Origin of the sequence: Leptothoe sp. ISB3NOV94-8A, from assembly GCF_043421595.1 — a bacterium.
Taxonomy (GTDB): Bacteria; Cyanobacteriota; Cyanobacteriia; order Phormidesmidales; family Phormidesmidaceae; genus Leptothoe; species Leptothoe turfae.
Map to the genome: position 1 here is coordinate 6,390,693 of NZ_JAXSQW010000001.1, position 23,163 is coordinate 6,413,855.

Consider the following 23,163-nt stretch of genomic DNA (forward strand, 5'->3'; position numbering starts at 1 on the left):
ATCATGAGCCACCTCCCAAAAACTCTTTGCTGAGGTTAGGCTCAGGGGCTGCTTCTAGGGATGTAGTCACCACCCGATCAGGGACCTCCTGAACAGGCAACATCTCTGGCGCTCCCATGTTCTGTCGCAAAAAACCCGTTGATACCGTGCTGTGATCATGATAGTTGTGACAACCTGCAGTCCAGCAACCGTCCGGAGCAAATCCTTCATGGCTCTTGAGCTGTGTCAGGGTCAGCTCCTCATGACAAGCCATACACAAATCAGGTTGCAGATTCACTCCCCGACCAAACATGTGCACATGCTCATTGTGGCAAGCCGTACAGGTCAGTACGTCAACTCTCTCTCGATACTCTGCCCAGCGGGGGTCTCGAAACTTTTTCACCCCATGTAAATCATCAGCTAGCTCGGCCCCATGACAACGGGTGCAGGTCTCATTACTAACGGGTTTAAACCCTTCATGACAAGAAGCACAGGACGCCTCAAAGACATGATGCCCTTCAGAGGTTTCACCAGGTAGAAAAACCTCTTTCTTATCTAGAGCAAACGCTGCTGAGACCCACACAAGCAAAATAACCAAAGCCAGAATGATGCCTGTCTTGAGGGAGAATACGTTACCTAGTCTTTGCTTAAAAGAGCGTGCCATCAAATCCCTAAGCAACCACCATTAAAGCAACACCATCAGCAGAATGACGAGGGCCGCCGCGCCACCGCCGATAATGCCCGCCGTTGTTCCCGCACCAATACCTTCTGGCACCTCAGTTGGCACAGCTGCTGCAGATTCCAACTGAATATCTTGCTGATCGTAGTCAGCCCCTTCAAGCATCAGCTCAGTGATGGCACCGTATGCACCAACCCAAGCATCCTTGACATCAGATGTCCAGGCATCACCTGCATATTGCTCCAGAGTCTTCAGCAAACTATTCCCCACCGAAGGATAGTGAGCAGGCAGAGCACCATACTTAACATGACGTGCCCCTAAGCCCTTTAAGGCTTTGCTCAAAACATCTGGCTTACGTAGGTTTTCAACCACCATCACTAGACCACCCTTAAGCATCTGCTTCTGCTTGACCATATCCGTGTGCTCAAATAAGGGGCGAGCATCTGGATAATCGGTAAACAGATGCTCGTAAAATGTCGATACTAAGTCATCGGCCTTAGGAGCAACCAACGCAAAGCTTTGTTCGAGCAGCTCTACATTGAGACCACCCTCTTCGGCAGGCGCACTTTCTAATGCCACTTCTTCCTGTGTATAATCAGCTCCTTCAAGCATTAGCTCAGTAATCGCTCCATACGCACCGGCCCAAGCTTCTTTGAGATCCGATGTCCACGCGTCACCGGCATATTGTTCAAGGGTTTTCAACAAACTGTTGCCCACCAGCGGATAGTGCTCTGGCAAAGCACCATACTTGACATGACGAGCACCCAAGCCCTTAAGCGCATTACTCAGAACCTCCGGCTTCCTGAGATTTTCAATAACCATCACCAGAGCACCTTTAAGCATCTGTTGCTGCTTAGCCATATCTGAATGCTCAAACAATGGCTGAGCTGCTGGATAGTCTGTAAAAAGGTTGTTATAGAAGCTACCTATAAACTCATCGGCTTTGGGCTTCACAAGTTCGAAACTCTGCTCTAACAACTCAACGTTTAAGGACATTCCTGTTAGTCTCACTTCAACAAGTTTTCGTCACAAGCATTGTTTCAAGGAACCAAAAAATGCCATGCAGAGATGCTTGGAAAGCACAAAGCATTCCAACAAATCAACTAAATGCACTGAAACAAGCTAAGTGATGATTGTGGGGCTCGATTCCACAGATGCCTTTTCAGAGCACCCAAGGCAATCAAAGACAAATACAGCGTCATGAAACCAAATGCCTGAGACCAGCTTCGGCAGTAACAAAGCTTTATGTCTATGGATCGGTATCTGCGTATTTGACTATCACCGTATTGCGATCACAACTATTTTTTTGTGGCTTCAGATACCAAAATGACAGCTAAATCCCTTTAACGCATCTGATATTTGCAAAAATTGAATCCATCTTGCTTTTGGAAAATAATTTTGGAAGACAACATTTTTTCATTTAAACCAAAACTGCCAAAACTCTTTATTGAAGGAGCTTTCGCACTTCTGTTCATCTCTAGTCACGTATATTTTTTGAGTTCTAAATAATTGCGAAAATAAGTGTTCATTTGCGTTTATCGACATAGATCGATTCGTTTTTTGAATAATATCGGTCGCGATGATAAGAAACAGAGATTTTCTGTGCCTATGTATACAAACAAGACATCAAATCACGGTGAAGATTGTCAAATGTTGTTGTTTTATCGACAACCCAGCAATGTGAGTAATCTGGTAATTCCTCGCTTATGACCTCTGCCGTGGTTCAATTTATAGGTTCGATTAGACTAGCTGTTCCCTTGTTGGTGATTATTGGCTCTGTTCTTATCGGTGCAACATTTTATGAGTCAGAGGTAGGGTCAGCTGTTGTTCAGCAAGAGATTTATAAGAGTCCATGGTTTGGGGGTCTAATATTTCTCCTAGCCATGAATCTAAGTCTTTCCACATTACTCCGTTATCCCTGGAAGGGGGCTCGTAAAGTTGGCTTTGCCATTGCTCACTGGGGTTTGGTGGTGATTATCGCTGGGTCAGCGGCGGTTATTCATTTAAGTGTTGAAGGCATGCTGTTGGCACGTACAGACGGTGGTCCTGTTAGTACCTTGCGGGTGGAGGGTGACCTGTTGGAAGTTGCCGCCCTTGGTCAAGAGACACAGCAGGCATCCTTATTCATTAAGGACAATGGCAGTGTTGTTCCCAGTCACCTAGGAGATTTATCTCTACTGGGCTATACCAATCACGCCATTAAGACGGCTCACTTTACAGATGGCGCAACCATTGACAATCCAGCTGTAAGACTGTCTCTCAGTAGCGATCGCATGGGTCAAACCCTGGAGCGTTGGCTAGCAGTTGCTCCGGCGTCCTATGATCGCATGGATATCGGGCCTGCTGAATTACAAATCATCAAGGTGCACTCTGGTCAGGAGCTGCAGCAAGCGTTAACCATGCCTTCTCCAGGCAGTAATGCTGTTTGGGGCACATTGACGCTTAATCTCCCAGACATGACTCAAACAGTAGATGTGAAATCTAGTGTGAATCAAACCATCATGCTGGGGGATGTTGAACTCGCCATCAAAGATTTTTGGCCTGATTTTCGCCTTGATGGTGATGGCAAGCCAGAAACTGTAACGCAGCAGCAGCGAAATCCAGCTGTGCAATTGGAGCTATCGATGGGTGATGCAACTGAGCGTTGGTTTATCTTTGGCAACCCAGCGTTCGAACCCATTCGTGCACAGTTGGCGGGAGACACTCCTTTAGCCGTAGATATCGACTACCAAATTTTGGCCAATACACAACCAGAAGCATTCTTTAAGGTCGTTGTGGATGATGCAGGTGAGCTGCATTATGCGGCCAAGTCATCTAAAGGCTTTCAAGCTGGCCCCCTTGTTCTAGGAGAGGCGGTGTCACCCGGATGGGCAGATTTTGAAATCACCCTTGAAGATTATGTGCCACAGGCACGAATTGAGCGAGATATTGTGCCTTTACCAGAAGGTTCCGAAGGTGGGGAACCCGCTTTGCAGGTTGCAACTGCAAATGGCCAGACAGCTTGGGTGCCATGGGGTGAGCCAACCACGATTACAACCCAGGCAGGCGACTTGTACGTAGCCTTCAGCCCCAAGCTGATGCAGCTACCCTTTGCCCTTAAACTCAATGACTTTATCGTGGAGCGTAATGAGGGGAGCGAGTCTGTGGCCATGTGGACAAGTCTGGTTACCCTGATGGAGCCACAAACCGGTGAATTGACAGAACGTCGAGTGTGGATGAATCATCCTACGTGGTTTAAGGGGTGGAAAGTTGCTCAGGCATCGTGGAATCCGGGTGATTTAGCCCAGTCTACGTTGCAGGTTAAGCGTGAACCCTGGTGGGTGACAGGCCTGACTTGGCTTGGTTCACTCATGGTGACCCTGGGCGTAGCCATCATGTTCTACGGTCGAGCTGTGGCTAAAAAGCTGAAATTTGTGGGTGACATCTTAGGGGCTGCTGAAGATAACCAAGATGTTGGTACCAAACAGATTCCCATTTTTAACGTTTTCTCTAATGGTGCAGGCAAAACCGCTACATAGAGGAAATAGTTATCTGCATCATCCTATCTGTATCAAAATAGGGACTTAAGTCCCTGTGATTCGAGTATCCGCATTCATAAGTCACATCCCATGAAACTTCTTAAATTTGCGATTGGTTTATGCCTTGGGCTATTGCTGATTGTTCTGCCCATCAGTCAGTTTCAGCCGTCCGCCCTGGATAGCCTACAAACCATGACTGTGCAGCAGGGTGGACGCAAAAAGCCACTGGATACCGTTGCGCAGGAGACTGTTGCCAAGATTCATGGGGCAACGACCTATAAACACGATGGCGTTCAGGAAAGTGCCATGGAAACCTTTATGTCTCTTTGGCTTAACAATCGCAACTGGAACGAAGAGCCGTTTGTGTTGGTCAGCTATCGTCCCCTAAAGGAGCTAGCGGGGCTGGATGTGGAGCAGAAGCATTTCTCCTTTGAGACGCTGATGCGCAACCAACCGTTGGGAGATGTGGTTAGAGCGGCCCATCGTAAGCAAATTGATGATGAGGATTTGACTCGCGACGAACGGGAAGCCCTGACCATCGAGGACCGGTTGCAACTAATGCTGAGCATGGTGAACGATGATGCGATCGCAATCGTTCCTCACCCTAATGATATCAAAGGCAAATGGGTGGGCATCAACGAGGCTCAAACCCTTTACGATGCAGAATCTGTGGCTCCGCTGCTAGCCAACTTCGCCATTATCAAGCAGACAATTTTGTCGGGCACCGATCATCTGCCCATGCTTGCTCCCATGGCCCAGTCTCTCAAAGCTGGACTGGCCGCCCTTAGCCCTGACGTTTATCCCCCAGATGGTGTGATGCGACGGGAGGTATTTTTCAACCACTTCCATCCTTTTGCCAAGGCCTGGCAGCTCTACGGCATCGCTTTTGTCTTAATGCTTGTGGCTCTGTGGGTACAGCCTTTTAATCTGTACTGGACGGCCATTGGCACCTTTGTGGCCGGTGTCGCTGTGCAAAACTTCGGCTTTTGGCTTCGGATGCAAATTGCCGGTCGTCCTCCTGTGACCAATATGTATGAATCAGTGGTATGGGTGGGCTTTGGGATTGCAGCCATCGCTCTCATGTTCGAGCTTTTGCATCGCTCTAAATACTATTTGCTGGCTGCCGCTCCCCTGTCTGTGGTGTGTTTAATTTTGGCCGATAGCCTACCCGCTGTGCTGGACCCCAGCATTTCACCATTGGTACCGGTACTGCGGGATAACTTCTGGCTGAGTATTCATGTGCCCACTATCGCCCTCAGCTATGCCAGCTTTGCCCTGGCCTTAGGGTTAGGGCACGTAGCCCTGGGCAGCTATCTGTTTACCCCCAATGCCAAGTCACGCATTAAATTGCTGTCTCAGCTCAACTACCGGGTGTTGCAAGTGGGGGTGCTACTGCTGACCGCTGGCATTATCCTTGGCGGTATTTGGGCCCACTTCTCCTGGGGGCGTTTCTGGGGCTGGGACCCTAAGGAAACCTGGGCGCTGATTGCATTGCTTTGCTACCTGATACCCCTTCACGGTCGTTTAGTCGGTTGGATTGGCAATTTTGGCATTAGCGTGGCCAGCGTGGTGGCCTTTAATGCCGTGCTGATGGCTTGGTATGGCGTCAACTTTGTTTTGGGGACTGGGCTACACAGCTATGGTTTTGGTACCGGCGGTTCCGAGCTGATGATTGCTGGAGTCGTCGGTTTAGATTTACTGTTTGTGCTAATTACTGCCATTCGTCATCAAGGTTGGCTGAGTGGCATGCAGACAGCCGAGACCCGTACCTAACCAACGGTATTGCAGAGGTATCCATAGGTGCAGGGTCAGGCTTTAAAAACCAAAGGAGAGAGGACTTTATATGAAACGTCGTGAGTTTGGCAACCTGTTTGGGTTGGGGCTGTTGGCTACATCTTTGCCGATTGCGATCGCAGCCTGCAATCCCACAGAAACTACCTCTGAAGCCCCAGAACCTGATGATGCTCCAGCTGCCACGATCGATGAAACACCGAGAGAAGATGGATTTGCCGCTCTCGGTACCGTCACCGATTTAGACAGCGATGGTTATCTAGCCAAAAAAGGCTTTATTGCTGGCCCTGTGATTGTCATTCGCGATCCAGCCGCTGCCGATAGCGTCATCGCTCTTAACTCCATGTGCACTCACCAGGGCTGTAGCGTCGAGTGGAAAGATGACGCATTTGCCTGTCCCTGCCATGGCTCAAAGTTCAACACTGATGGCAGCGTGGCCACCGGTCCTGCTACCGACCCCTTAGCCTCCTATGAGGCGATTATCGATGGCGATTTGGTCCTGGTGAAAGCCACCTAAGCTGGGCGCAACACTAGTAAGATGGGCCTGACCGATTTTCTGGTGATACCTTGAAGACTATTGCGGCCTGGATCAATCAACACGGCCTCCGTTCCACCCCCCAAAATCAACGTATCTGGTTAGCAGCGAGCCTGATTATTGCCATAATTTATGGCATTTTGTTCTGGCGAATTGCCTTTGCGGGGCCGTACACCATTGCAGACGACGGTCGGCAGCACCTATTTTGGATGCTGCGTTATGTTGATCCTGGCCTATTCCCAGACGATATTATTGCCGACTATTTTCAATCAGTCGCTCCCGGTGGTTATAAGGCCCTCTATTGGCTGGGTGCAAAAGTAGGACTGCATCCATTTCTATTGAGTAAACTGCTGCCTCCCGTTTTGGGCGTCATCGGCACAGCCTATGCCTTTTACCTGGCCATCGCCATTATCCCTGTGCCGCTAGTCGCGTTTACCAGCACAATTATTCTCAATCAATCCCTGTGGATGTGGGATGAACTAGCCTCCGCCACCCCTAAGGCCTTCAACATTTTGTTGATTTTGGCCTTTTTACTGTATGTCGTGCGGCGACAACTTATCCCCTGTGTAATAGTGCTCGGTCTCCAGGGATTGTTTTACCCCCAGACTGTGTTTGTCTCACTGACGCTGTTAGGGCTACAGGTGATCTGGCCGCCACGAAAACCGGATGCTTGGAAGTTTTTGGCTGTAGGTCTGGCAGTGGCTAGTCTTGTATTGTTACCCTACGCCATGGGCACCTCACCCTATGGCCCTGTGGTCACCCTAGAACAAGCCAGGGGCATGGCGGAGTTTCAACCCGGTAGTCGTAACGCCTTTTTCTATAACAACCCGCTGAGATACTGGTTATTTGCCGCCCGCAGCGGTCTGCTACCGCCCGTTGTTCCTGTCACCATTTGCGCTGCATTATTGTTGCCCCTGCTCTATCGACTGCGGCTGCCCCTGCTAAAAACAATCACCCGCAACGGTGCCATCCTTCATCAGCTATGGCTTGCCTCAGTCATCATGTTTTTCGCCTCCCACGCCCTCTTATTTCGTCTGCACTTACCTAGCCGCTACAGCCGCCACAGCATTAAAATCATTTTCTCTCTAGCCGCCGCCATAGTATTAGTGACGCTATTAGACGCAGCTCTCCGACGTTTGCATCAGTCTCATTTATGGCGGCAGGGAGTCGCTCTCAGCTTGGTAATTGGCTTTACTGTAATTACCGTAGGTTATCCGGGTTTACTCAACAGTTTTCTAAATGTGGTGTATGTGAACTCGAATCGCACCGCACTCTATGGGTATTTACAACAACAGCCCCGCGATATTCGGATCGCTTCTTTAGCGAAGGAAGCTGAGAATATTCCAGCCTTTACAGGTCGTTCAGTGCTTGTCAGCCCAGGGCATAGTTTGGCCTACCACCAAGGCTATTACAGCCAAATTCGATCTCGTATTTTAGACTTGATGGCCGCCCAATATAGCCCAGACCTATCCAAACTCCACTCAGTTATTACTGACTACGGTATTGATTTTTGGCTGATCGATGAGAACTCGTTTAATGCCGATAATATGCCGCGCCAGTGGCTACGACAGTTTGACGCAGAGCTATCATCAGCCATAGAACAGCTACAGCAACAACCCTCTGCCTTACAGCAACTCACACCTGCCTGTACCGTAGTCAGTGATCAAGGTAAAACGCTGCTTTCAGCAGATTGTATACTTCAAATTCAGGGGTGACCGATCATGTAATCGTCTTCATTTACAAAAGATCGCCGTAATGCAAAATGCACAATCAAGCACTTAAAACTGACATTACTCATCTTCACATCCTTCAGTAAACACGTCTCCACTGGGCATTGTTGCACCACACAGTCTTGCCTCAGCGAGAATATCTTCAGCAACAGTAGCCCCCGTCAGATCAGCACCTCGCAGAGCAACATCATTGAGATTTGCGTCAGTTAAGTTTGCACCCACTAGTTGGGCATCAGCTAAAACGGCATCATCAAAGTCAGCCATGGAAAGGGTACTGTTAGTGAGATCAGCACCTCGTAAATTGGCATAGAGGCGAAATCGCTGAAGCCCTAAAAAGGGAATAAATCCTGTGGAGGTGAATTCTGTTAGATCGGCGTTACTCAGGTCTACGTTGATCAGGTTAGCCCCTGCCAAATGGGCTCCACCCAGCTCAGCATTCGGCATCTTGGCATCCTGTAAATTCGCTAAGGGCAAACTGGCGGCATGTAAATCAACAGCATCCATGGTGGCGGCTGATAAATTTGCTAAGCCTAGCTTTGCCCGACTAAAGTCTGTTTCCGTCAGGTTGGCTCCACTCAAATCGGCACCCACCAGATAGGCTTCCGAAAAATCAGCGCCTGATAGATTCGCACCAGCAAGCACAGCCCCTTCCAAATTAGCCTTATCCAGATCTAATTCACTCAAATCGACCCCGCTAAGATCACAACGAATGCAGGCATTGGTCTCCATTAGCTGTTGCCGTGCATCTTCAACAGAAAAATTGGGTGTGGTTAGTGTCGTTGTTATAGCGCCAATATCTCCACGGCCTAGCTGCTCTAACAAGTAAGCACCAAACTCTTCTGTCGACGTCACACGCAAAATATTGCTGCGGTGTCCATCGGTCTCTGGAGACTCAATAAAGCCAATGGCAACTTCAGCAAAATCTTCTTTGCCACGCCCTTCTCGTTCATCGCTATCCCCTGGCACATAGTCGCGCTCAAAGCCACCATATTCAGCCTCGTTGCGTTGAATATAGAGTTGGCCACCTACGAAAAATGCAGTGGCATCGATTTCTCTATCCCAAATACGTAAGGCTGTGGAAAAAATCTGATCAAAGGGGATGCGAATCTCTCGACTCCCTTTTTGGTTATCCAGAGGCTCAATGGGATCACCCTCTTCTGCATACACGACGAGGATATTGTCTTCAATCAATAGTCGACAATCACCAGAAGCATCAACCTGAGATAAATCTAAACCACAGTTCACCTGGGTGCCATCTCGATCATTCAGGGGTATCGGTGCTTCAAACCCCTCACAACGAGAATTAAAAGGAAAACTGCTGCAAAGCCTGTACAGTTCGTCTAAGCTGAGTTCTTCGGTCTGTGCCCTACTTGTTGCACTCAGACCTAGAAGCAAAGCAAAAGGAACAATAATCCCTAGACGTGGCATCAACTGCACAAGCCCCATGGTAAATACCTCAACTATATTCGGTGAATAATCGAATATAGTTGATACTACCGATTGAATGCCAATTTCTATGAATATAGATTAATTAGCCAGATTAATTAGCCCGTGATTGTCCCTGTGAGAGGAGAACTAGCACTGGCATAGGCTTTCACTGGAATACGACCGGCTAAATAGGCGAAGCGTCCTGCCTCAGTCGCCAATCCCATGGCTCGACCCATTTTCACAGGGTCTTGAGCTTTTGCGATCGCAGTGTTAATCAACAACGCATCCGCCCCCATCTCCATAGATTCGGCAGCTTCACTGGGGCTACCAATTCCTGCGTCTACCACCACCGGTATGGTGGCTTGCTCAACAATAATGCCAATGTTAGCCGCGTTGCGCACCCCCTGACCTGACCCAATGGGAGAGCCCAGCGGCATCACTGTCGCACACCCAGCTTCCTCAAGATGCTTGGCCAAAATCGGATCGGCATTGATATAGGGCAGTACAGCAAACCCTTCTTTTACAAGTTGTTCCGCCGCCTGTAGTGTGCCAATGGGATCAGGCAACAAATATTTTGAATCTGGAATCACCTCTAATTTCACAAAGTTGTTGTCTTCCTGCCCCAACAGCTTTGCCATCTCTCTGCCTAAACGAGCCACCCGAATCGCCTCATCGGCACTGGTACATCCAGCCGTATTGGGCAACATCCAAACCTTCTGCCAGTCAATTGCTTGAGCCAGACCTTCATGGCCAGGAGCATTGGTCTGCACCCGACGTACAGCCACCGTCACAATTTGGCTACCGCTAGCGGCCAGACTAGCCCGCATCGTATCAAAATTGTCAAATTTACCCGTACCCGTCATCAACCGTGACGAGAAAGACCGTCCGGCAATAACAAGAGCATCATCATCAGTCGTAATCGGAGGAGCAGAAAGAGTTTGCATTTTTGTAGGAATCGAAAAAAACGTAGGTTGGGTTGAACGGGTGCAACCCAACGACTCGGAATTAGGGGCGGCAGTAGAATTTTGTGAATCGGTAGGATGGCCGCCGCCCACCATCCCCGCAGCATCGGCAATACCCTGCTTCGCTGCCCCCATAAACCGTTCCCAATGGAACGTTGCCAACAGCGGATCAGGCTGACCTTGAATCGATTCAACAATCAGCTTGGCAGTAATTGGCGTCAGCAGCACACCATTCCGGTGATGCCCCGTTGCCAAGGTCAGATTATGGCATTGACTAGGTCCCAAAATAGGTGCTTCGTCAGGTGTTGTAGGGCGATATCCCCACCAACAGTCTTGTAAGGGACAATCAGCCAATGACGGATATAGCCGTACTGCCTCGTTGAGCAACTGTGCCACACCAGCAGGCGTATTATGGGGGGTAAATCCAACATCCTCATTGGTTGCCCCCAGCACAATCCGTCCATCTTTGCGCGGCACTATGTAGATATGCTCCCCATACAAAACCCGATTGAGGCGATGGGGAAAATTGGGCGGTGTGCCTAGAGCGGCCATTTGTCCCTTACGGGGGATTATGGGAATGGGCAATAGCTCACTGGACCAAGCACCAGCCGCCAAAACGTAATGCCCCGCCTGCTGCTGACCATTGGATGTCAGTACCCCAGTGACCTGCTGATTATGTTGCAAAAACGCCTCAGCACTCACCCCTTCTTGGATGTCCACTCCCAGTTCTTGGGCTCCAATGCGCAGGGCCTGAAGCAGGGCGCGAGTATCGACCTGCCCCTCTTCGGGGTACCAGTAACCCCCCTGAACATTGGGGTTAAGGTGGGGCTGATAGCTATGAATAGCGGTCTGGCTGAGTAAACCTGGTGAAGCATGCTCTAAAGAGAACACAGGGGTGAGAATCCCACAGGGCCAAAAGCCGGTATCTTGACCCGTCAGTTCCTCTAACTTACGACTCCAGCTGGCATAGAGGGCAAGACTTCGCTGGCTCAGATCCAACAGAGCCCCTGTTAAGCCTTCAGCACTCGGAGCTAACATGCCTGCAGCCGCGTGTCCCGCAGCCGCATTAAAATCACGACTGAGTACGGTAACGGTAGCCCCTTGCTGGCGAAGTTCGGTTGCGATCGCAAGCCCAACAATCCCGCCACCAATCACCAGCACATCTGCCTGACCCATAGGTTTTTATCAACCACCTCTTCAATAAACAATGTTTGCAAGAATAAACAATGCTTGCAAGCAATAGCCGCCCAGCAAGTCTTAACGACGGTGCCAATTTTAGGAAGACATTGTCTGTAATATCTAGGCGCAGAACAGACCTTAACAGATTGTCCTGCCTCGAAGATGAGTTACATCCTGAAACACAACAAGTGCATCAGTTTACCCTACCAAAGCGCCCTAACAGGCGGCTGATTTTGGTTCTGATTGGTGGGTTGCGGCTGCGCTTGTCCCTGATTTGCAGGGGGCGTTTGCGGTGTAGTTTGAGCCGTCTCTCCAGCCGTGGGGTTGGGCTCAACAACAACGCCATCGGTATCATCCCCAGCATTGTTGGTTTGAGCATTGATACCAAAGGCCGGAGCACTTTGCACATCGACAACTTGACGTTGAGGAATCTCCCCTGCCTTTTCTAACGGTGTTCGACTACTAATAATTCCAATGGAATTACCATTCGCATCATCTCCATTCAGTGCTACTACGGTGCCACTTGTGGCATCGTCAGCCGCCTCAAAATTAGTTTGGGAAGACGGGTCATCATCAGTTTGGTCCACCCAAGATGCTACTTGGTTAGACGCACTGGTGCCGTAGATGGCCATCAGTGAAATCGCCGCCAGAATACCACCCAAGATAAACTTATTCATACGCCTATCCCCTCCTTACTACCACCGCCTTTTATCATTACCCAGTTCTTGAAAAATGGAGCCACTATTTGCAGGAATTCAGACATTAACTCTAACAACTTTGGGTCTAAACTTTAACGCCTCACCACACTAACGTTTGTCCCTGTCCCCAAAACTGATCGTATTTAGTCACTGTAATATCCCCCAGTACAGTGGTTTGGCAGGCTAAGCGCAGGGGACGCTCAGGGGTATGGGGCGGTAGTGACCGTCGACCCCGATCCTTCCAATTTGCCGCTGATACCTCACCCTCGATCATCACAGCACAGGTTCCACAGCTACCGATACCACGGCAGTTAATCAAATTAGCGTTGCCATTGTATAGAGCAATGTCGTTATCTAAAAGCACACGTCTGAGATTGGCACCCGTTTCACATTCAAAGGTTTGTCCTTGAGCAGTCACGTTTGGCATGGGAATCATTGTGTTAAGCATTTCAAACTATATTCCAGTTTCTTATGTGGCAAATTCAAGTCTGTGTAGATAGTTTGATAAATAACAGTTTAGATGTGTAAAACACTTAGGCGTTTTGATTTAGAAACATTGCAAATATCACTAAATATTTATCAGTGAATTAAGCCATAACCTGAAGTTTTCGCAGCTTTTCCATGGCCTTCATAAAAGTAGTGAGATGATATGACTTAAACGACTCAAAAAATAGCCTGTCACAAAGAGTATAAAATGCTGCCAAACACTTGTGGTTAAGAGGATTGATCCTCATCCGTTCATTTCCCATTTTGGGTTGTGAATATCTTCATCAAAGGTCTAAACTCGGTACACAGGGTCTTTAAATTGCCACGTATCTAAAAAATAAAAATCAAATAAAGTTCAGAATTCGACACTCAGCAAATATCACAGGAAGCATCCTCTACATCTACTATTTCTAGGCTTCATTCACTACATTGTGTTCTCTGTTGCTATGTCTCAAAACACTCAGCTTTGGATTTACGACACTACTCTGCGGGATGGTGCGCAGCGCGAGGGGTTGTCCCTTTCGGTTGAAGATAAATTGAATATTGCTCGCCGCTTAGACGATCTGGGGATTCCCTTTATCGAGGGGGGATGGCCAGGAGCGAATCCGAAAGATGGGCAGTTTTTTTCTCAGCTCCAGCAGCACCCATTGCGTCAGGCTGAAGTCGTTGCTTTTTGCTCGACTCGCCGCCCCCATATGCCAGTGACAGAGGATGTCACCTTAGCAGCAGCTTTAGCAGCAAGAACTAACTGGTTAACCCTGTTTGGTAAGTCTTGGGATCTCCACGTTACCGAGGGGTTAAAGACGGAGTTGAATGAAAATCTATCCATGATCTACGACTCCATTGCCTATTTAAGACGGCAAGGACGACGGGTCATATACGATGCTGAGCACTGGTTTGATGGTTATGTAAGCAATCCTACATATGCAGTCCAAACCTTGGAAGCTGCGCTTCGGGCTGGTGCGGAGTGGTTGGTGCTATGCGACACCAACGGCGGCATGTTACCCCATCAGATCACGGAGATTGTACGCACAGTTGGCCAGTGGTTGGCCACGTTGAATTTGAAAAATCCTCCTCAGTTAGGTATCCATACCCATAACGATGGCGATCTGGCCGTTGCTAACTCTCTGACAGCTGCCCTAGAAGGGGTCACCATGGTTCAAGGCACCATCAACGGCTATGGCGAACGGTGCGGTAATGCCAATCTATGTTCATTAATTCCCAATCTTCAGCTGAAGCTTGGCTACAACTGTCTACCGGCAGAAAAGTTGGCGACTCTGGCGGAAACCAGCCGATATGTGAGTGAAATAGTCAATTTAGCGCCAAATGAGCATGCTCCTTATGTGGGGCTGTCAGCTTTTGCTCACAAAGGCGGTATTCATGTCAGCGCTGTAGAACGAAATCCCAAAACCTACGAGCATATTGAACCGACTGCTGTGGGTAATCTGCGCCGCATTGTAATTTCTGATCAGGCAGGGTTAAGCAATGTCATGGCTAAAGCCCGCAGCTTTGGTCTCAAACTAGATCGCACCAGTCCCACCTCGCGGCAGCTACTGCATCGGCTAAAGTCCTTAGAAGACGAGGGCTATCAGTTTGAAGCTGCGGAGGCTAGTTTTGAATTATTGATGCGGGAGGCCTTGGGGCAACGGCCAAAAATGTTTGATGTGTATGGATTTCAGGTGCATTGCGAGCGGATGCCCTACGCTGGCAGCGGCGTGAATTGTTCCCCTGAGGACCCGGCGGGCAGCTCTTCTTTGGCCACCGTTAAGGTGTCTGTGGATGGCAAAATCTTACTCCACGCAGCTGAAGGAAATGGCCCTGTAGAGGCTCTAGACCATGCTCTCCGCAAGGCATTAGAACGCTTTTATCCAGAGTTAGAGAGATTTTACTTGACCGACTACAAGGTGCGCATTCTAGACAGTGCTTCAGGTACTGCTGCGAAGACCCGCGTGCTGGTGGAATTTGGGGATGGCGAACATCGTTGGACCACCGTAGGACTTTCTCCCAACATTTTGGAGGCGTCCTATAAGGCGGTCGTCGAAGGTTTGGAATATGGCTTGCTCAAGTTGAGATCGGAAGTAAAGGCTAAGCTGGTAGCGTGTCAATCTTGACCCTACTCACCTTTTACCCCGTTCTCTCCCATGCACAATTGGACCTGGCAGACCTGGCAAGGTCAGCCCTATTTAACCTGCGATCTGATTGCCCAACCCCATGGCTTCTTCACTTCGGCATTTGCGCCCCAACTCCCTGAAGTTCTCACGTCAGCGTTGAGCAAGAATGCCGAGGTACTCAGAACAAAACAAGTCCATGGCAATGTCGTCCTTGCTCCAGAGGCCGTCAGAACCGGGACTAAGACCCTCGTAGCCAGTGGTAGCAGTCAGGTCTCAGATGAGGACATTGAGCGTCCCCATGCAGATGGTTGCTTTAGTAGTAAAGCGGGTCAAGCCACGTGGGTCTGCACGGCAGACTGTACGCCTGCACTGATTGCGGACGAACGTACTGGGCAAGTGGCCGCTGCCCATGCGGGCTGGCGTGGTACTGCGCAGAAAATTGTCCCCACCGCCATTGCGAAGCTACAGGCTCAAGGCTCGCAACTCCAGGATTTGCGTGTTTTGCTGGGACCTGCGATCGCAGGTGAAGTCTACCAGGTGGGAGAAGATGTTGCCACCCAAATGGGCCTCAGCGTCGTCGATGCGGACCAATTTGCCAATCCAGCAGACATCGTTGCCCATCTATTAACGGTAGATAGTCCACCCCTATTACCCGATAACAAGCCCGGTCATGTGCGTCTAGATGTCCGTCGTATCAACGAAATGCAGCTAGAACAGATGGGCCTCGCATCGGACCAGGTAGCCACTGCACCCCACTGCACGTTTCAAGAACCCGAGCGTTTTTTCTCCTACCGTCGTACTAAGCTTAAGCAAGTACAGTGGTCAGGCATTATCAGTGTGTAGTAAGTACTGTGGTAATGGCTAGTTCTGCCTGATAGGCAGTCTCCAGGTTAGTGACATAATCAAAGGTATTAGGTGCTAGGGGTTAAATTTTAAGACAGTCTTCTGGCCGCTCGGCTAATTCACCTAAGTCTCTGACGCGAGCTATGCATTAACGTGCATGAAATATTCACTGGAAGAGCCTTAGGCTGCCGCCGCTGTCGTAACCAGCGCTAACTCCACCTGATCCTCAGGCAGTGATTCAATTTCAGCCCGAATATTAGGCCCGAAGAATCTCTCGATTTTTTCATGCTTTTCCTGCCAAGTTTCTAAGGCCATGTAAGGTGAATCAAACTCCAGCACTAGGGCATATGCACCATCCCGCAGCTCTTCACGCAAACCACTAAGAATAGGGCGTTGCTTATCGTTAGGGCTCAATCCTAATCGCTCTAAAGCAATATCTAGGTGAGCTTCCTGTCCGTAACGATAGCGAGTGACATCCTTACGAACCTGATTTTGCGTTTGGGTTGCCGTTTTATCCCGCAGTGTAACAACGGTATCGCTAGCTGGTTGAGTATAAGGTACCGGCTCTAACTCAGCAGCCCGCAACGCTGCTCCCCCCAAGAGCAGTGGAATTCCATAGAAAAATCCCGCCAAATTTAAGGTGGCCATATCTTTGAAGTAGGCTACAAAGCCCACCAGGGTCAGGATAGAGCCAATTGATAGTAGAACACCACCGAGGGGAACTTTGCGCAGCATATGTAGGATTTAAATTCAAAAATGAACGTCAGTGGTGAATGATGATGTTTGCTTCGTGCAATTAGACACAGGTTTGTGATAGCAAACCTAGTCTTGCCTAATCCCAATCTTGTCTAATCCCATAGTAAAGGGATTTGCCTTTAAACCCTGCTCAAAAATTAGATCCGACCTGCACGGAATCAATACTCAGGGCCTTTGTAAACATGGAAGTTCTAGGATAAATTTCCTGCAAATACAAAACGAACTCACGACTATACTAGTGACTGTCTGTCCGTATATTCATCATCTACGACTGGTCCAGCTCCTGATAGCATTAAGCACCCAAAGTTGCTTATTCTGGAGTTGGTAGACGGTGATATCAGACATAACTATGCCTCTAGAAACGCTTAAAACTCAGATTGAACAAATCAGGGCTAAACGAAATTCCTTGGTGCAGCTACTAGAGCAGCCTAACCTAGGCACACTACGGATCGACGTCAATCAGGCTTTAGAAGAAATGGATGATTTGCTAGAAGAATTTGAGCGTGTTTTCAAAGAAAAATCTCAAGGTTAGGCTGTCATACTTATCTGATGGCAGCCTCTGCCTTAAGCTAATCATTCAATACGCTTTTTAATTTTTTTATTTAATCCACTGGTCACATGGCAACCTATTCTGTTGAAATCAAACATCAAGGGACTGTTCAAACCATCACTGTCGATGAACAGGAAACGATTTTAGCTGCGGCCCAAGCGGCTGGCCTAGATCTTCCCACCTCCTGTGGCGCAGGGGTCTGCACCACATGCGCTGCGTTGATCACTGAGGGGAGCGTATCTCAAGAAGATGGTATGGGGGTCAGCCAAGAACTTCAAGATAAGGGCTATGCCTTATTATGTGTGGCGTATCCCACGTCCAATATCAAGCTAGAAACAGAAAAGGAAGACGCAGTTTACCAATCCCAATTTGGCCAATTTCAAAATTAACCCTATAGCGCTAAAGCAGGTCAACATCGGACATAAAAGTCGGACATAAAAGTCGGTGCTGTCCACCACACACGGGCATGACGGATTTGGACAATAACTCATCAGATTGCAGCACATTCCTGACCACAGAGTTTGTTTTGATGACGGTCGAGCTTCAGACTACGGGTATCGCGCTTCGTAACCATATTGAAAGCCAACTGCGCACCTATGGTGAACCCCTGCGGTGGGCAATCACATCGGTAGAAAAGACAACCGCCCAGATAGAAGCGGTGGTTACAGTGGTGCCCAAGGATCAAGCATGAGCATTGTTCACAATGGCCGCCCCCATACCACTATGATGATTGTTCCTACGGGGGTAGGGGCAGCGATTGGTGGCTATGCAGGGGATGCCTTGCCCGTTGCTCGTGCGATCGCAACCGTCACTGATCGTCTGATTACCCATCCCAATGTGCTCAATGGGGCCCAGCTCTACTGGCCCCTACCCAATGCCTACTATGTTGAAGGCTATGGCCTCGACCAGTTTGCTGCTGGACGCTGGCACCTACAGCCAGTGCATCAAAATACCATTGGCTTGGTGCTAGACCAGGAGATTGAAGACGATCTGCGTTGGCGACATTTGCAAGCAGCCGATGCCGCTCGTGCCACCCTTGGTCTCAAGATCCATGGATATGTCACTACAGATGCTTCCTTGGGGGTACAGCTAAAACAGGCAGCAGCAGCTACTTGGGGCACATTAGAACGCCCTGATAGCCTGCTGCGTGCGGTCGAGCATTTGCTGCAATCGGGCTGTACCGCCATTGCTGTCATTGCCCGTTTTCCAGATGATATGGATAGCGATGCCCTCACCGACTATCGCCAGGGCCAGGGTGTCGATCCTCTCGCTGGCGCTGAAGCCGTCATTAGTCATCTGGTGGTACGCGAGTTTCAAGTGCCCTGTGCCCATGCCCCAGCCCTTCAGCCGCTGCCGCTTGACCCGAGCATTTCTCCACGGTCTGCCGCTGAAGAAATTGGCTATACTTTTTTACCCTGTGTGCTGGCAGGACTGAGCAAAGCGCCTCAGTTCAGCACCATGGCCACCGCCCGCAGCATTAGCGCCCCCGACGTTGATGTCCTGATTGTTCCAGCCAGTACATTAGGGGGCAGTGCTACTCTGAGCCTCAGTGGCACGGCTACCCAAATTATTGCGGTTAAAGACAATCCCACTACCCTTGCAGTTGATGCTGCCGCTTTAAATCTAAATGTGGTCAATGTGGGGTCTTACTTGGAAGCCGTGGGTGCGATCGCAACCCAGCGAGCGGGTATCGATATCTCGGCATTAAGCCCCCATATTCCTCATCTACAGCCGCTGCTTCAGCCATCGCAGCATTGGCCAAATCCTAAACATAGCGTTGGCCACCTTGGTTAGGACCATGATGCATAATCCCTTACCCTTGCATACGGCCTGATCCATTAGTTTTCCATGAAGTTTATTTCAACATTCCTAAGATAAATAAGAAAACGCGCTATTCTGCTCCCCTGCTTGACTATCCTAGAAGACTAGCTTCGGTCTATTTGCATATCCCTTATGTCTACCTTGAGCGCACAGCCCCGAGACACACTTCAAAAGGCGTGCCATATTCAACAAGATGAAATCCTGGAACTAAACGTCCCTGAGCAAGCTTGGCAGATCCGTTCAGGCACCGTTGCTCTATGTCGGGTGGTTGATGGCATCCTGCACTGCTTTTTTACCGCCCATGAGGGTGAAGTGATTTTTGGTGTGTCGGCTAAAGATAGTGGCATGATTGCGATCGCAATCGAACCTGCTGTTATTACCGCTATACCGTAACGGCCTGCAACACCCCTGCCATTTCATCATCCGTCTTCCAAGCCTGACCATCTAGGGCCATCTGCTCAATCAGACTTGCCAACCGCAACGCTTTCAGCGCTTGCTCACCCCCTACAGAAGGCTTCCCTCCCCCTCGGGCACAGTTCACAAAGTGCTCAAGTTCTGCATGGAGGGGCTCAATATTACTGGTGTAGACCTTTTCAATCAGGCCATCCTGACGATAGAGCACCTGGCCATAGTCTGTCATCGTATTCGCCGTTGTCTGACGGTGAATCAAAATCTCATTGTTGAGAAAGTCAGCCTCGGTTAGGGAATTACGGCAGTGGGCCGCAATGCTACGAATCTTGCGATGAGTGACCTTACTGGCCGTCAAAGTAGCGACAATGCCATTGGCAAACCCCAGTGTGGCTGTCACATAGTCTAAGTATGGCGAATCCCCAGCTCGACTGCCGCTAGCAGTCAACTTGACCACCGGAGCCTCCGCCAGCTCTAGCAACAGGTCGATGTCATGGATCATCAGGTCGAGCACCACCGAGACATCATTCGCCCGTTGAGAGTAAGGGCTCATGCGCCGGGCCTCAAGGGCTAGTAGTTTTTCGGTCTTGAGGACATTATGTAATTCCTGAAAAGCCGGATTAAAACGCTCAATATGGCCGACTTGTAAAATGCAGTTTGCCTCGGCAGCAGCATTTACTAAAGACTCGGCTTCACTGATATTAGCGGCAATCGGCTTTTCAATTAACATATGCACGCCAGCCTGCAAACAGGCCATTCCCACTTGATGGTGAAACCGGGTGGGTACAGCAATGCAAACGGCATCCACATGCTTCAGCAGCTCATCATAGTCTTCAAAGAAACGCACACCATACTTGCCAGCGGTCGACAAACCACGTTCAACATTTGTATCCGCAATGCCAACCAACTGCACATCTTTAATGCGACTCAGTACACGAGCATGGTGTTGACCCATGTTGCCAACACCAATTACGCCAATGCGGAGCAAGTCCTCGTGACTATCACTTGCAATTTGAGAATCTCGTTGTTGCACGCCAGGGTCCCTCACACCAGAGAGCAATTTGCTCCCAGAATGACTTTACTTTCCTCAAAGTCAACCAGATATTACCACAGCAATCCTTAGTTCTTTGGTTGCATGCTCCACTTATAACGTCAAACCAGTCCTTCTATTGTCAGAATTTTGGCCATAGGAATAGCAATCTGCCATCCCGCTGTGTCAATTTCCTGTCTGTCTGCGAGGGATACGACGGCGTAGTGGCACATTATGACGTGTGATCTGAATCTGCTCTAACTTCGGACCTTTAACCGTTTTCACGGTGAAAACAAGGTCATCACCATAGTTCAACTGCTCCCCTGCTTCAGGGATTTTCTGCAATGAATGGATGACAAACCCTGCCAGAGTTTGATAATCATCGGTGGTGGGCAGTGCCAACGTAAACTGCTTATTGACCGCATCAATTTCCATTTGAGCAGGCACTAAAGCTGAGTGGTCATCTACATAGGTAATGTCTCCCGCTAACATCACCTCTTCGTCACCAATCAGCTCAGCCGTTACATCTGCCCAAGTCACCAATCCAGCCGTGCCACCATAGTTATCCACCACAATCATCATTGAATGATTTAATCGCTGCATCCGGCTGAGTAAGTCGCTCAGCGGTAAATCTGTTGGCACCACCCGTGCAGCTTTCATCCACGGACGGATCTCGGTTGCATAGGTCAGCTGCCCTTTCGCCAGAGGCTCAGCCATCGCCTTAAAATCAAGAATGCCGCTGATACTATCCAAAGACTCGCCGACCAAAGGAAACTGAGAATATCCTGTCTCTACCACGATATTCAGTAAATCCTGCCAGGTCGCTGTATCGTCTAGGGCCACAACTTGGGTTCGCGGCACCATGATGTCTTCCACTGTAAAATCCCTGGACTCAAAGACATTATTGAGAATATCCCGTTCTTCTTGATCCAGGTCAAGCACCGCTGTTGGCGTCCTGATAATCATTTGCAGCTCATCTGACGTGAGCTGAGTATCCGACTGACGTCGCTCCTGTAATCCCACCAGTTTAAGTAAGCCTTGGGTGGAAAAATTGAGAAGCCATACAACGGGTGAAAACAATCGAGCCACGGTAAGGCTGACAGGCCCTAACAGCCGCGCTGCTTGTTCCGAATAGCTCAAGGCCAATGATTTGGGAATCAATTCCCCCAGAACAATCTGTAAATAGGCCAGACTCCAAAACGCTAACATCAGTGCTAGCCCATGGGAAAAAAACGAGACAGGAATAGGCAGCTGCCGTAACCAGTGATGCAGCAAGACCGCTAGGGTGTCTTCCCCAATCCAGCCTAGGGCTAGGCTAGCCAAGGTAATACCAATTTGGGTCGTAGGCAGCAGGCGGTCAATGCTCTGCTGAAGACTTTGAACGGTTTGTGCCTGGACATCACCAACTGAGGCCAGCTGATTAATCCGAGAGCGCCGCACCGAAACAATAGAAAATTCTGCTGCCACGAAAAAAGCATTCAGAATAATCAGCGCCACGATTGCCAGCAGACGGGCCATGATACCTGTAGCGCCAATGGGTAACCCACCGCCGTCAATCATGAAACCCTGCACAACCATTGACAGCCCCTTGGGGGGGGTGGTTCATCTATTTGTCCCATTTTTCGACTACTCAGCAGTATCCAAGCCACCTTCAATACGAGCCTTGATGTTTTTGAGGATATCCTCCTCCTTCAGCAAGACAAAGTCACTCGTTTGGGTGGTATCTCGGCTACCCGTTGAAGCGCTGGCAGGACGAGTTTCTGGTTGGCGAATACCGGTCAGGGCTTGCCGCCCCAAGGAATATCCCCAAGATGCGCTAACAATGCCTGAACCAAACATAGCGGCAAGCAATATCAAGGTAAACGCGATTGCTGGATTAACTCTCATAAGGTCAGGGGATATTCTGCCAGGCACTGTTAAATTAAAACTTAGCCAAAATAGCAATATGGATTAGCGTACCCTTAGAAAGGGCCGCTTAAATTTAAATATATCAAAAACTGTTACTCATCTATTTTCAGGAGTTGACTATGATATAACAGGCCTAATAGATATACTTTCTATAGCCAGGGTTGGCCGAGCGGATTAGGCAGCGAACTCATAATTCGCCTTAGGCAGGTTCGATTCCTGCACCCTGGATTGTAAAAGCCCCGATGCCTTTAAAGACACCGGGGCTTTTTATTAACGTCTTGGCAACGGCTCAAAGTTTAGCTCAGTGCCGACTACTCGGCTGCCTGCTTGGGAACCAGGCAGCATCTGAAGTGAGGTGTTGTAAGGATTAGCCAGATCAGGTACTCGAATCGCTGGGGTATTGCGGGTTTGAAGAAACATGAGTTCGTTATAGGCTTCATTAAGCCCAGCACTGTTGCGATCTAACTCCAATTCAGGGAAAGCTGCCCGTCCTGGAATCCCAAAGCCAAAAATATGAGCCGCCTGACGACCAATGCTGCGATCGCGTCTATAGCTACCGCTGTGACGAGTGTTAATGTCATCCATTGTTTCAAGCACAGTTGGCTCGGTAAACGTTGCGTTCTGTGCGTTGGCGCGGCTGGCCATGGCTGACAAGGCTGCGATCGCAACCGCAGTACTGAGTACTAATCCCTTAAGTTTCATGATGGGTCCACCTCACAATTTGGGGCATATAGTACCCCGGTTCATAAAA

Annotated in this window: 22 protein-coding genes and 1 tRNA gene; 12 read left to right on the plus strand and 11 right to left on the minus strand. The window is 49.3% G+C overall.

Features of this window, described 5'->3' with window-relative positions; all coding sequences use genetic code 11:
- Position 1: 1 nt before the first annotated feature.
- Entirely contained in the window at positions 2–643 is a 642-nt protein-coding gene (locus SPB21_RS27375; RefSeq protein ID WP_163663612.1) for a cytochrome c3 family protein, read from the minus strand.
- Positions 644–664: 21 nt separating this feature from the next.
- On the minus strand, positions 665–1,654 hold the full coding sequence (locus SPB21_RS27380; protein WP_499868226.1) for a globin family protein: 990 nt from the start codon (positions 1,652–1,654) through the stop codon (positions 665–667).
- A gap of 710 nt (positions 1,655–2,364) precedes the next feature.
- Here SPB21_RS27380 and SPB21_RS27385 point away from each other — a divergent pair.
- The 4 genes from SPB21_RS27385 to SPB21_RS27400 all read left to right on the plus strand — a co-directional run bounded on the left by SPB21_RS27385 (position 2,365) and on the right by SPB21_RS27400 (position 8,217).
- A complete protein-coding gene (locus SPB21_RS27385) occupies positions 2,365–4,176 on the plus strand; it encodes a cytochrome c biogenesis ResB family protein (protein ID WP_499868228.1) in 1,812 nt (603 codons plus the stop codon).
- A 90-nt stretch (positions 4,177–4,266) separates the two neighbouring features.
- A complete protein-coding gene (locus SPB21_RS27390; RefSeq protein ID WP_499062154.1) occupies positions 4,267–5,949 on the plus strand; it encodes a cytochrome c biogenesis protein in 1,683 nt (560 codons plus the stop codon).
- Positions 5,950–6,019: 70 nt separating this feature from the next.
- Positions 6,020–6,484 (plus strand): QcrA and Rieske domain-containing protein, encoded by a 465-nt coding sequence (locus tag SPB21_RS27395; protein ID WP_163663603.1) that lies wholly within the window; start codon positions 6,020–6,022, stop codon positions 6,482–6,484.
- A gap of 50 nt (positions 6,485–6,534) precedes the next feature.
- Positions 6,535–8,217: a hypothetical protein gene (locus SPB21_RS27400; RefSeq protein ID WP_499868230.1), complete on the plus strand. Its 1,683-nt coding sequence runs from the start codon at positions 6,535–6,537 to the stop codon at positions 8,215–8,217.
- Positions 8,218–8,292: 75 nt separating this feature from the next.
- On the opposite strand, the gene SPB21_RS27405 is transcribed toward SPB21_RS27400, so the two are convergent.
- The 4 genes from SPB21_RS27405 to SPB21_RS27420 all read right to left on the minus strand — a co-directional run bounded on the left by SPB21_RS27405 (position 8,293) and on the right by SPB21_RS27420 (position 12,926).
- Positions 8,293–9,678, minus strand: a complete 1,386-nt coding sequence (locus SPB21_RS27405; protein ID WP_499868232.1) for a pentapeptide repeat-containing protein — start codon at positions 9,676–9,678, stop codon at positions 8,293–8,295.
- A 98-nt stretch (positions 9,679–9,776) separates the two neighbouring features.
- Positions 9,777–11,798 carry a glycine oxidase ThiO gene (gene thiO, locus SPB21_RS27410; protein ID WP_163663596.1) on the minus strand — a complete coding sequence of 674 codons (2,022 nt, stop codon included), beginning with the start codon at positions 11,796–11,798 and terminating at the stop codon, positions 9,777–9,779.
- A gap of 206 nt (positions 11,799–12,004) precedes the next feature.
- A complete protein-coding gene (locus SPB21_RS27415) occupies positions 12,005–12,478 on the minus strand; it encodes a hypothetical protein (RefSeq protein ID WP_163663595.1) in 474 nt (157 codons plus the stop codon).
- Positions 12,479–12,599: 121 nt separating this feature from the next.
- The gene (locus SPB21_RS27420; RefSeq protein WP_036021464.1) at positions 12,600–12,926 is read right to left on the minus strand and encodes a 2Fe-2S iron-sulfur cluster-binding protein; all 327 of its coding nucleotides are present in this window, start codon (positions 12,924–12,926) and stop codon (positions 12,600–12,602) included.
- A 505-nt stretch (positions 12,927–13,431) separates the two neighbouring features.
- Here SPB21_RS27420 and cimA point away from each other — a divergent pair.
- Both cimA and pgeF read left to right on the plus strand, forming a co-directional pair.
- Complete coding sequence (cimA, locus tag SPB21_RS27425) at positions 13,432–15,096, plus strand: citramalate synthase (RefSeq protein WP_163663593.1); 1,665 nt, start codon at positions 13,432–13,434, stop codon at positions 15,094–15,096.
- Between the two features lie 30 nt (positions 15,097–15,126).
- Positions 15,127–15,939: a peptidoglycan editing factor PgeF gene (gene pgeF / locus SPB21_RS27430; RefSeq protein WP_163663591.1), complete on the plus strand. Its 813-nt coding sequence runs from the start codon at positions 15,127–15,129 to the stop codon at positions 15,937–15,939.
- Positions 15,940–16,119: 180 nt separating this feature from the next.
- On the opposite strand, the gene SPB21_RS27435 is transcribed toward pgeF, so the two are convergent.
- Positions 16,120–16,674: a DUF2854 domain-containing protein gene (locus tag SPB21_RS27435; RefSeq protein WP_163663589.1), complete on the minus strand. Its 555-nt coding sequence runs from the start codon at positions 16,672–16,674 to the stop codon at positions 16,120–16,122.
- 370 nt (positions 16,675–17,044) lie between these two features.
- Here SPB21_RS27435 and SPB21_RS27440 point away from each other — a divergent pair, with 370 nt between their 5' ends.
- The 5 genes from SPB21_RS27440 (at position 17,045) to SPB21_RS27460 (ending at position 19,459) form a co-directional block, all read left to right on the plus strand.
- Positions 17,045–17,227, plus strand: coding sequence for a hypothetical protein (locus SPB21_RS27440; protein WP_006517676.1), 183 nt, complete (start codon positions 17,045–17,047; stop codon positions 17,225–17,227).
- Positions 17,228–17,313: 86 nt separating this feature from the next.
- Positions 17,314–17,634, plus strand: a complete 321-nt coding sequence (locus tag SPB21_RS27445; protein WP_006517677.1) for a 2Fe-2S iron-sulfur cluster-binding protein — start codon at positions 17,314–17,316, stop codon at positions 17,632–17,634.
- A 77-nt stretch (positions 17,635–17,711) separates the two neighbouring features.
- Positions 17,712–17,936 carry a DUF8621 family protein gene (locus SPB21_RS27450; RefSeq protein WP_264315327.1) on the plus strand — a complete coding sequence of 75 codons (225 nt, stop codon included), beginning with the start codon at positions 17,712–17,714 and terminating at the stop codon, positions 17,934–17,936.
- Positions 17,933–19,039 carry a DUF3326 domain-containing protein gene (locus SPB21_RS27455; protein WP_499868235.1) on the plus strand — a complete coding sequence of 369 codons (1,107 nt, stop codon included), beginning with the start codon at positions 17,933–17,935 and terminating at the stop codon, positions 19,037–19,039. Before SPB21_RS27450 ends, SPB21_RS27455 begins: the two co-directional genes overlap by 4 nt.
- 159 nt (positions 19,040–19,198) lie before the next feature.
- The gene (locus tag SPB21_RS27460; protein WP_163663585.1) at positions 19,199–19,459 is read left to right on the plus strand and encodes a hypothetical protein; all 261 of its coding nucleotides are present in this window, start codon (positions 19,199–19,201) and stop codon (positions 19,457–19,459) included.
- Here the strand turns inward: SPB21_RS27460 and SPB21_RS27465 are convergent.
- From SPB21_RS27465 to SPB21_RS27475, 3 genes are all read right to left on the minus strand, one after another.
- The gene (locus SPB21_RS27465; protein WP_163663583.1) at positions 19,449–20,507 is read right to left on the minus strand and encodes a Gfo/Idh/MocA family oxidoreductase; all 1,059 of its coding nucleotides are present in this window, start codon (positions 20,505–20,507) and stop codon (positions 19,449–19,451) included. The genes SPB21_RS27460 and SPB21_RS27465 overlap by 11 nt on opposite strands.
- Positions 20,508–20,690: 183 nt before the next feature.
- Positions 20,691–22,082: a hemolysin family protein gene (locus tag SPB21_RS27470; protein ID WP_163663581.1), complete on the minus strand. Its 1,392-nt coding sequence runs from the start codon at positions 22,080–22,082 to the stop codon at positions 20,691–20,693.
- A gap of 48 nt (positions 22,083–22,130) precedes the next feature.
- On the minus strand, positions 22,131–22,391 hold the full coding sequence (locus SPB21_RS27475; RefSeq protein ID WP_006517683.1) for a hypothetical protein: 261 nt from the start codon (positions 22,389–22,391) through the stop codon (positions 22,131–22,133).
- Between the two features lie 176 nt (positions 22,392–22,567).
- On the opposite strand from SPB21_RS27475, the gene SPB21_RS27480 reads away from it, so the two are divergent.
- A tRNA-Ile gene (locus SPB21_RS27480) sits at positions 22,568–22,640 on the plus strand.
- 42 nt (positions 22,641–22,682) lie between these two features.
- Here SPB21_RS27480 and SPB21_RS27485 read toward each other — a convergent pair.
- Complete coding sequence (locus SPB21_RS27485) at positions 22,683–23,114, minus strand: hypothetical protein (RefSeq protein ID WP_163663579.1); 432 nt, start codon at positions 23,112–23,114, stop codon at positions 22,683–22,685.
- Positions 23,115–23,163 lie beyond the last annotated feature (49 nt).

What these genes read in the sequence shown, in the direction of transcription:
- SPB21_RS27445 (WP_006517677.1), top strand. Translation starts at nt 17,314, where the DNA reads ATGGCAACCTATTCTGTTGAAATCAAACATCAAGGGACTGTTCAAACC.
- SPB21_RS27460 (WP_163663585.1), top strand. Translation starts at nt 19,199, where the DNA reads ATGTCTACCTTGAGCGCACAGCCCCGAGACACACTTCAAAAGGCGTGC.
- SPB21_RS27485 (WP_163663579.1), bottom strand. Translation starts at nt 23,114, where the DNA reads ATGAAACTTAAGGGATTAGTACTCAGTACTGCGGTTGCGATCGCAGCC.
- SPB21_RS27450 (WP_264315327.1), top strand. Translation starts at nt 17,712, where the DNA reads ATGACGGATTTGGACAATAACTCATCAGATTGCAGCACATTCCTGACC.
- SPB21_RS27415 (WP_163663595.1), bottom strand. Translation starts at nt 12,478, where the DNA reads ATGAATAAGTTTATCTTGGGTGGTATTCTGGCGGCGATTTCACTGATG.
- SPB21_RS27420 (WP_036021464.1), bottom strand. Translation starts at nt 12,926, where the DNA reads ATGCCAAACGTGACTGCTCAAGGACAAACCTTTGAATGTGAAACGGGT.
- thiO (WP_163663596.1), bottom strand. Translation starts at nt 11,798, where the DNA reads ATGGGTCAGGCAGATGTGCTGGTGATTGGTGGCGGGATTGTTGGGCTT.
- SPB21_RS27390 (WP_499062154.1), top strand. Translation starts at nt 4,267, where the DNA reads ATGAAACTTCTTAAATTTGCGATTGGTTTATGCCTTGGGCTATTGCTG.
- SPB21_RS27455 (WP_499868235.1), top strand. Translation starts at nt 17,933, where the DNA reads ATGAGCATTGTTCACAATGGCCGCCCCCATACCACTATGATGATTGTT.
- SPB21_RS27380 (WP_499868226.1), bottom strand. Translation starts at nt 1,654, where the DNA reads ATGTCCTTAAACGTTGAGTTGTTAGAGCAGAGTTTCGAACTTGTGAAG.
- SPB21_RS27385 (WP_499868228.1), top strand. Translation starts at nt 2,365, where the DNA reads ATGACCTCTGCCGTGGTTCAATTTATAGGTTCGATTAGACTAGCTGTT.
- SPB21_RS27435 (WP_163663589.1), bottom strand. Translation starts at nt 16,674, where the DNA reads ATGCTGCGCAAAGTTCCCCTCGGTGGTGTTCTACTATCAATTGGCTCT.
- cimA (WP_163663593.1), top strand. Translation starts at nt 13,432, where the DNA reads ATGTCTCAAAACACTCAGCTTTGGATTTACGACACTACTCTGCGGGAT.
- SPB21_RS27475 (WP_006517683.1), bottom strand. Translation starts at nt 22,391, where the DNA reads ATGAGAGTTAATCCAGCAATCGCGTTTACCTTGATATTGCTTGCCGCT.
- SPB21_RS27405 (WP_499868232.1), bottom strand. Translation starts at nt 9,678, where the DNA reads ATGGGGCTTGTGCAGTTGATGCCACGTCTAGGGATTATTGTTCCTTTT.
- SPB21_RS27375 (WP_163663612.1), bottom strand. Translation starts at nt 643, where the DNA reads ATGGCACGCTCTTTTAAGCAAAGACTAGGTAACGTATTCTCCCTCAAG.
- SPB21_RS27395 (WP_163663603.1), top strand. Translation starts at nt 6,020, where the DNA reads ATGAAACGTCGTGAGTTTGGCAACCTGTTTGGGTTGGGGCTGTTGGCT.
- SPB21_RS27440 (WP_006517676.1), top strand. Translation starts at nt 17,045, where the DNA reads ATGCCTCTAGAAACGCTTAAAACTCAGATTGAACAAATCAGGGCTAAA.
- pgeF (WP_163663591.1), top strand. Translation starts at nt 15,127, where the DNA reads ATGCACAATTGGACCTGGCAGACCTGGCAAGGTCAGCCCTATTTAACC.
- SPB21_RS27470 (WP_163663581.1), bottom strand. Translation starts at nt 22,082, where the DNA reads ATGGTTGTGCAGGGTTTCATGATTGACGGCGGTGGGTTACCCATTGGC.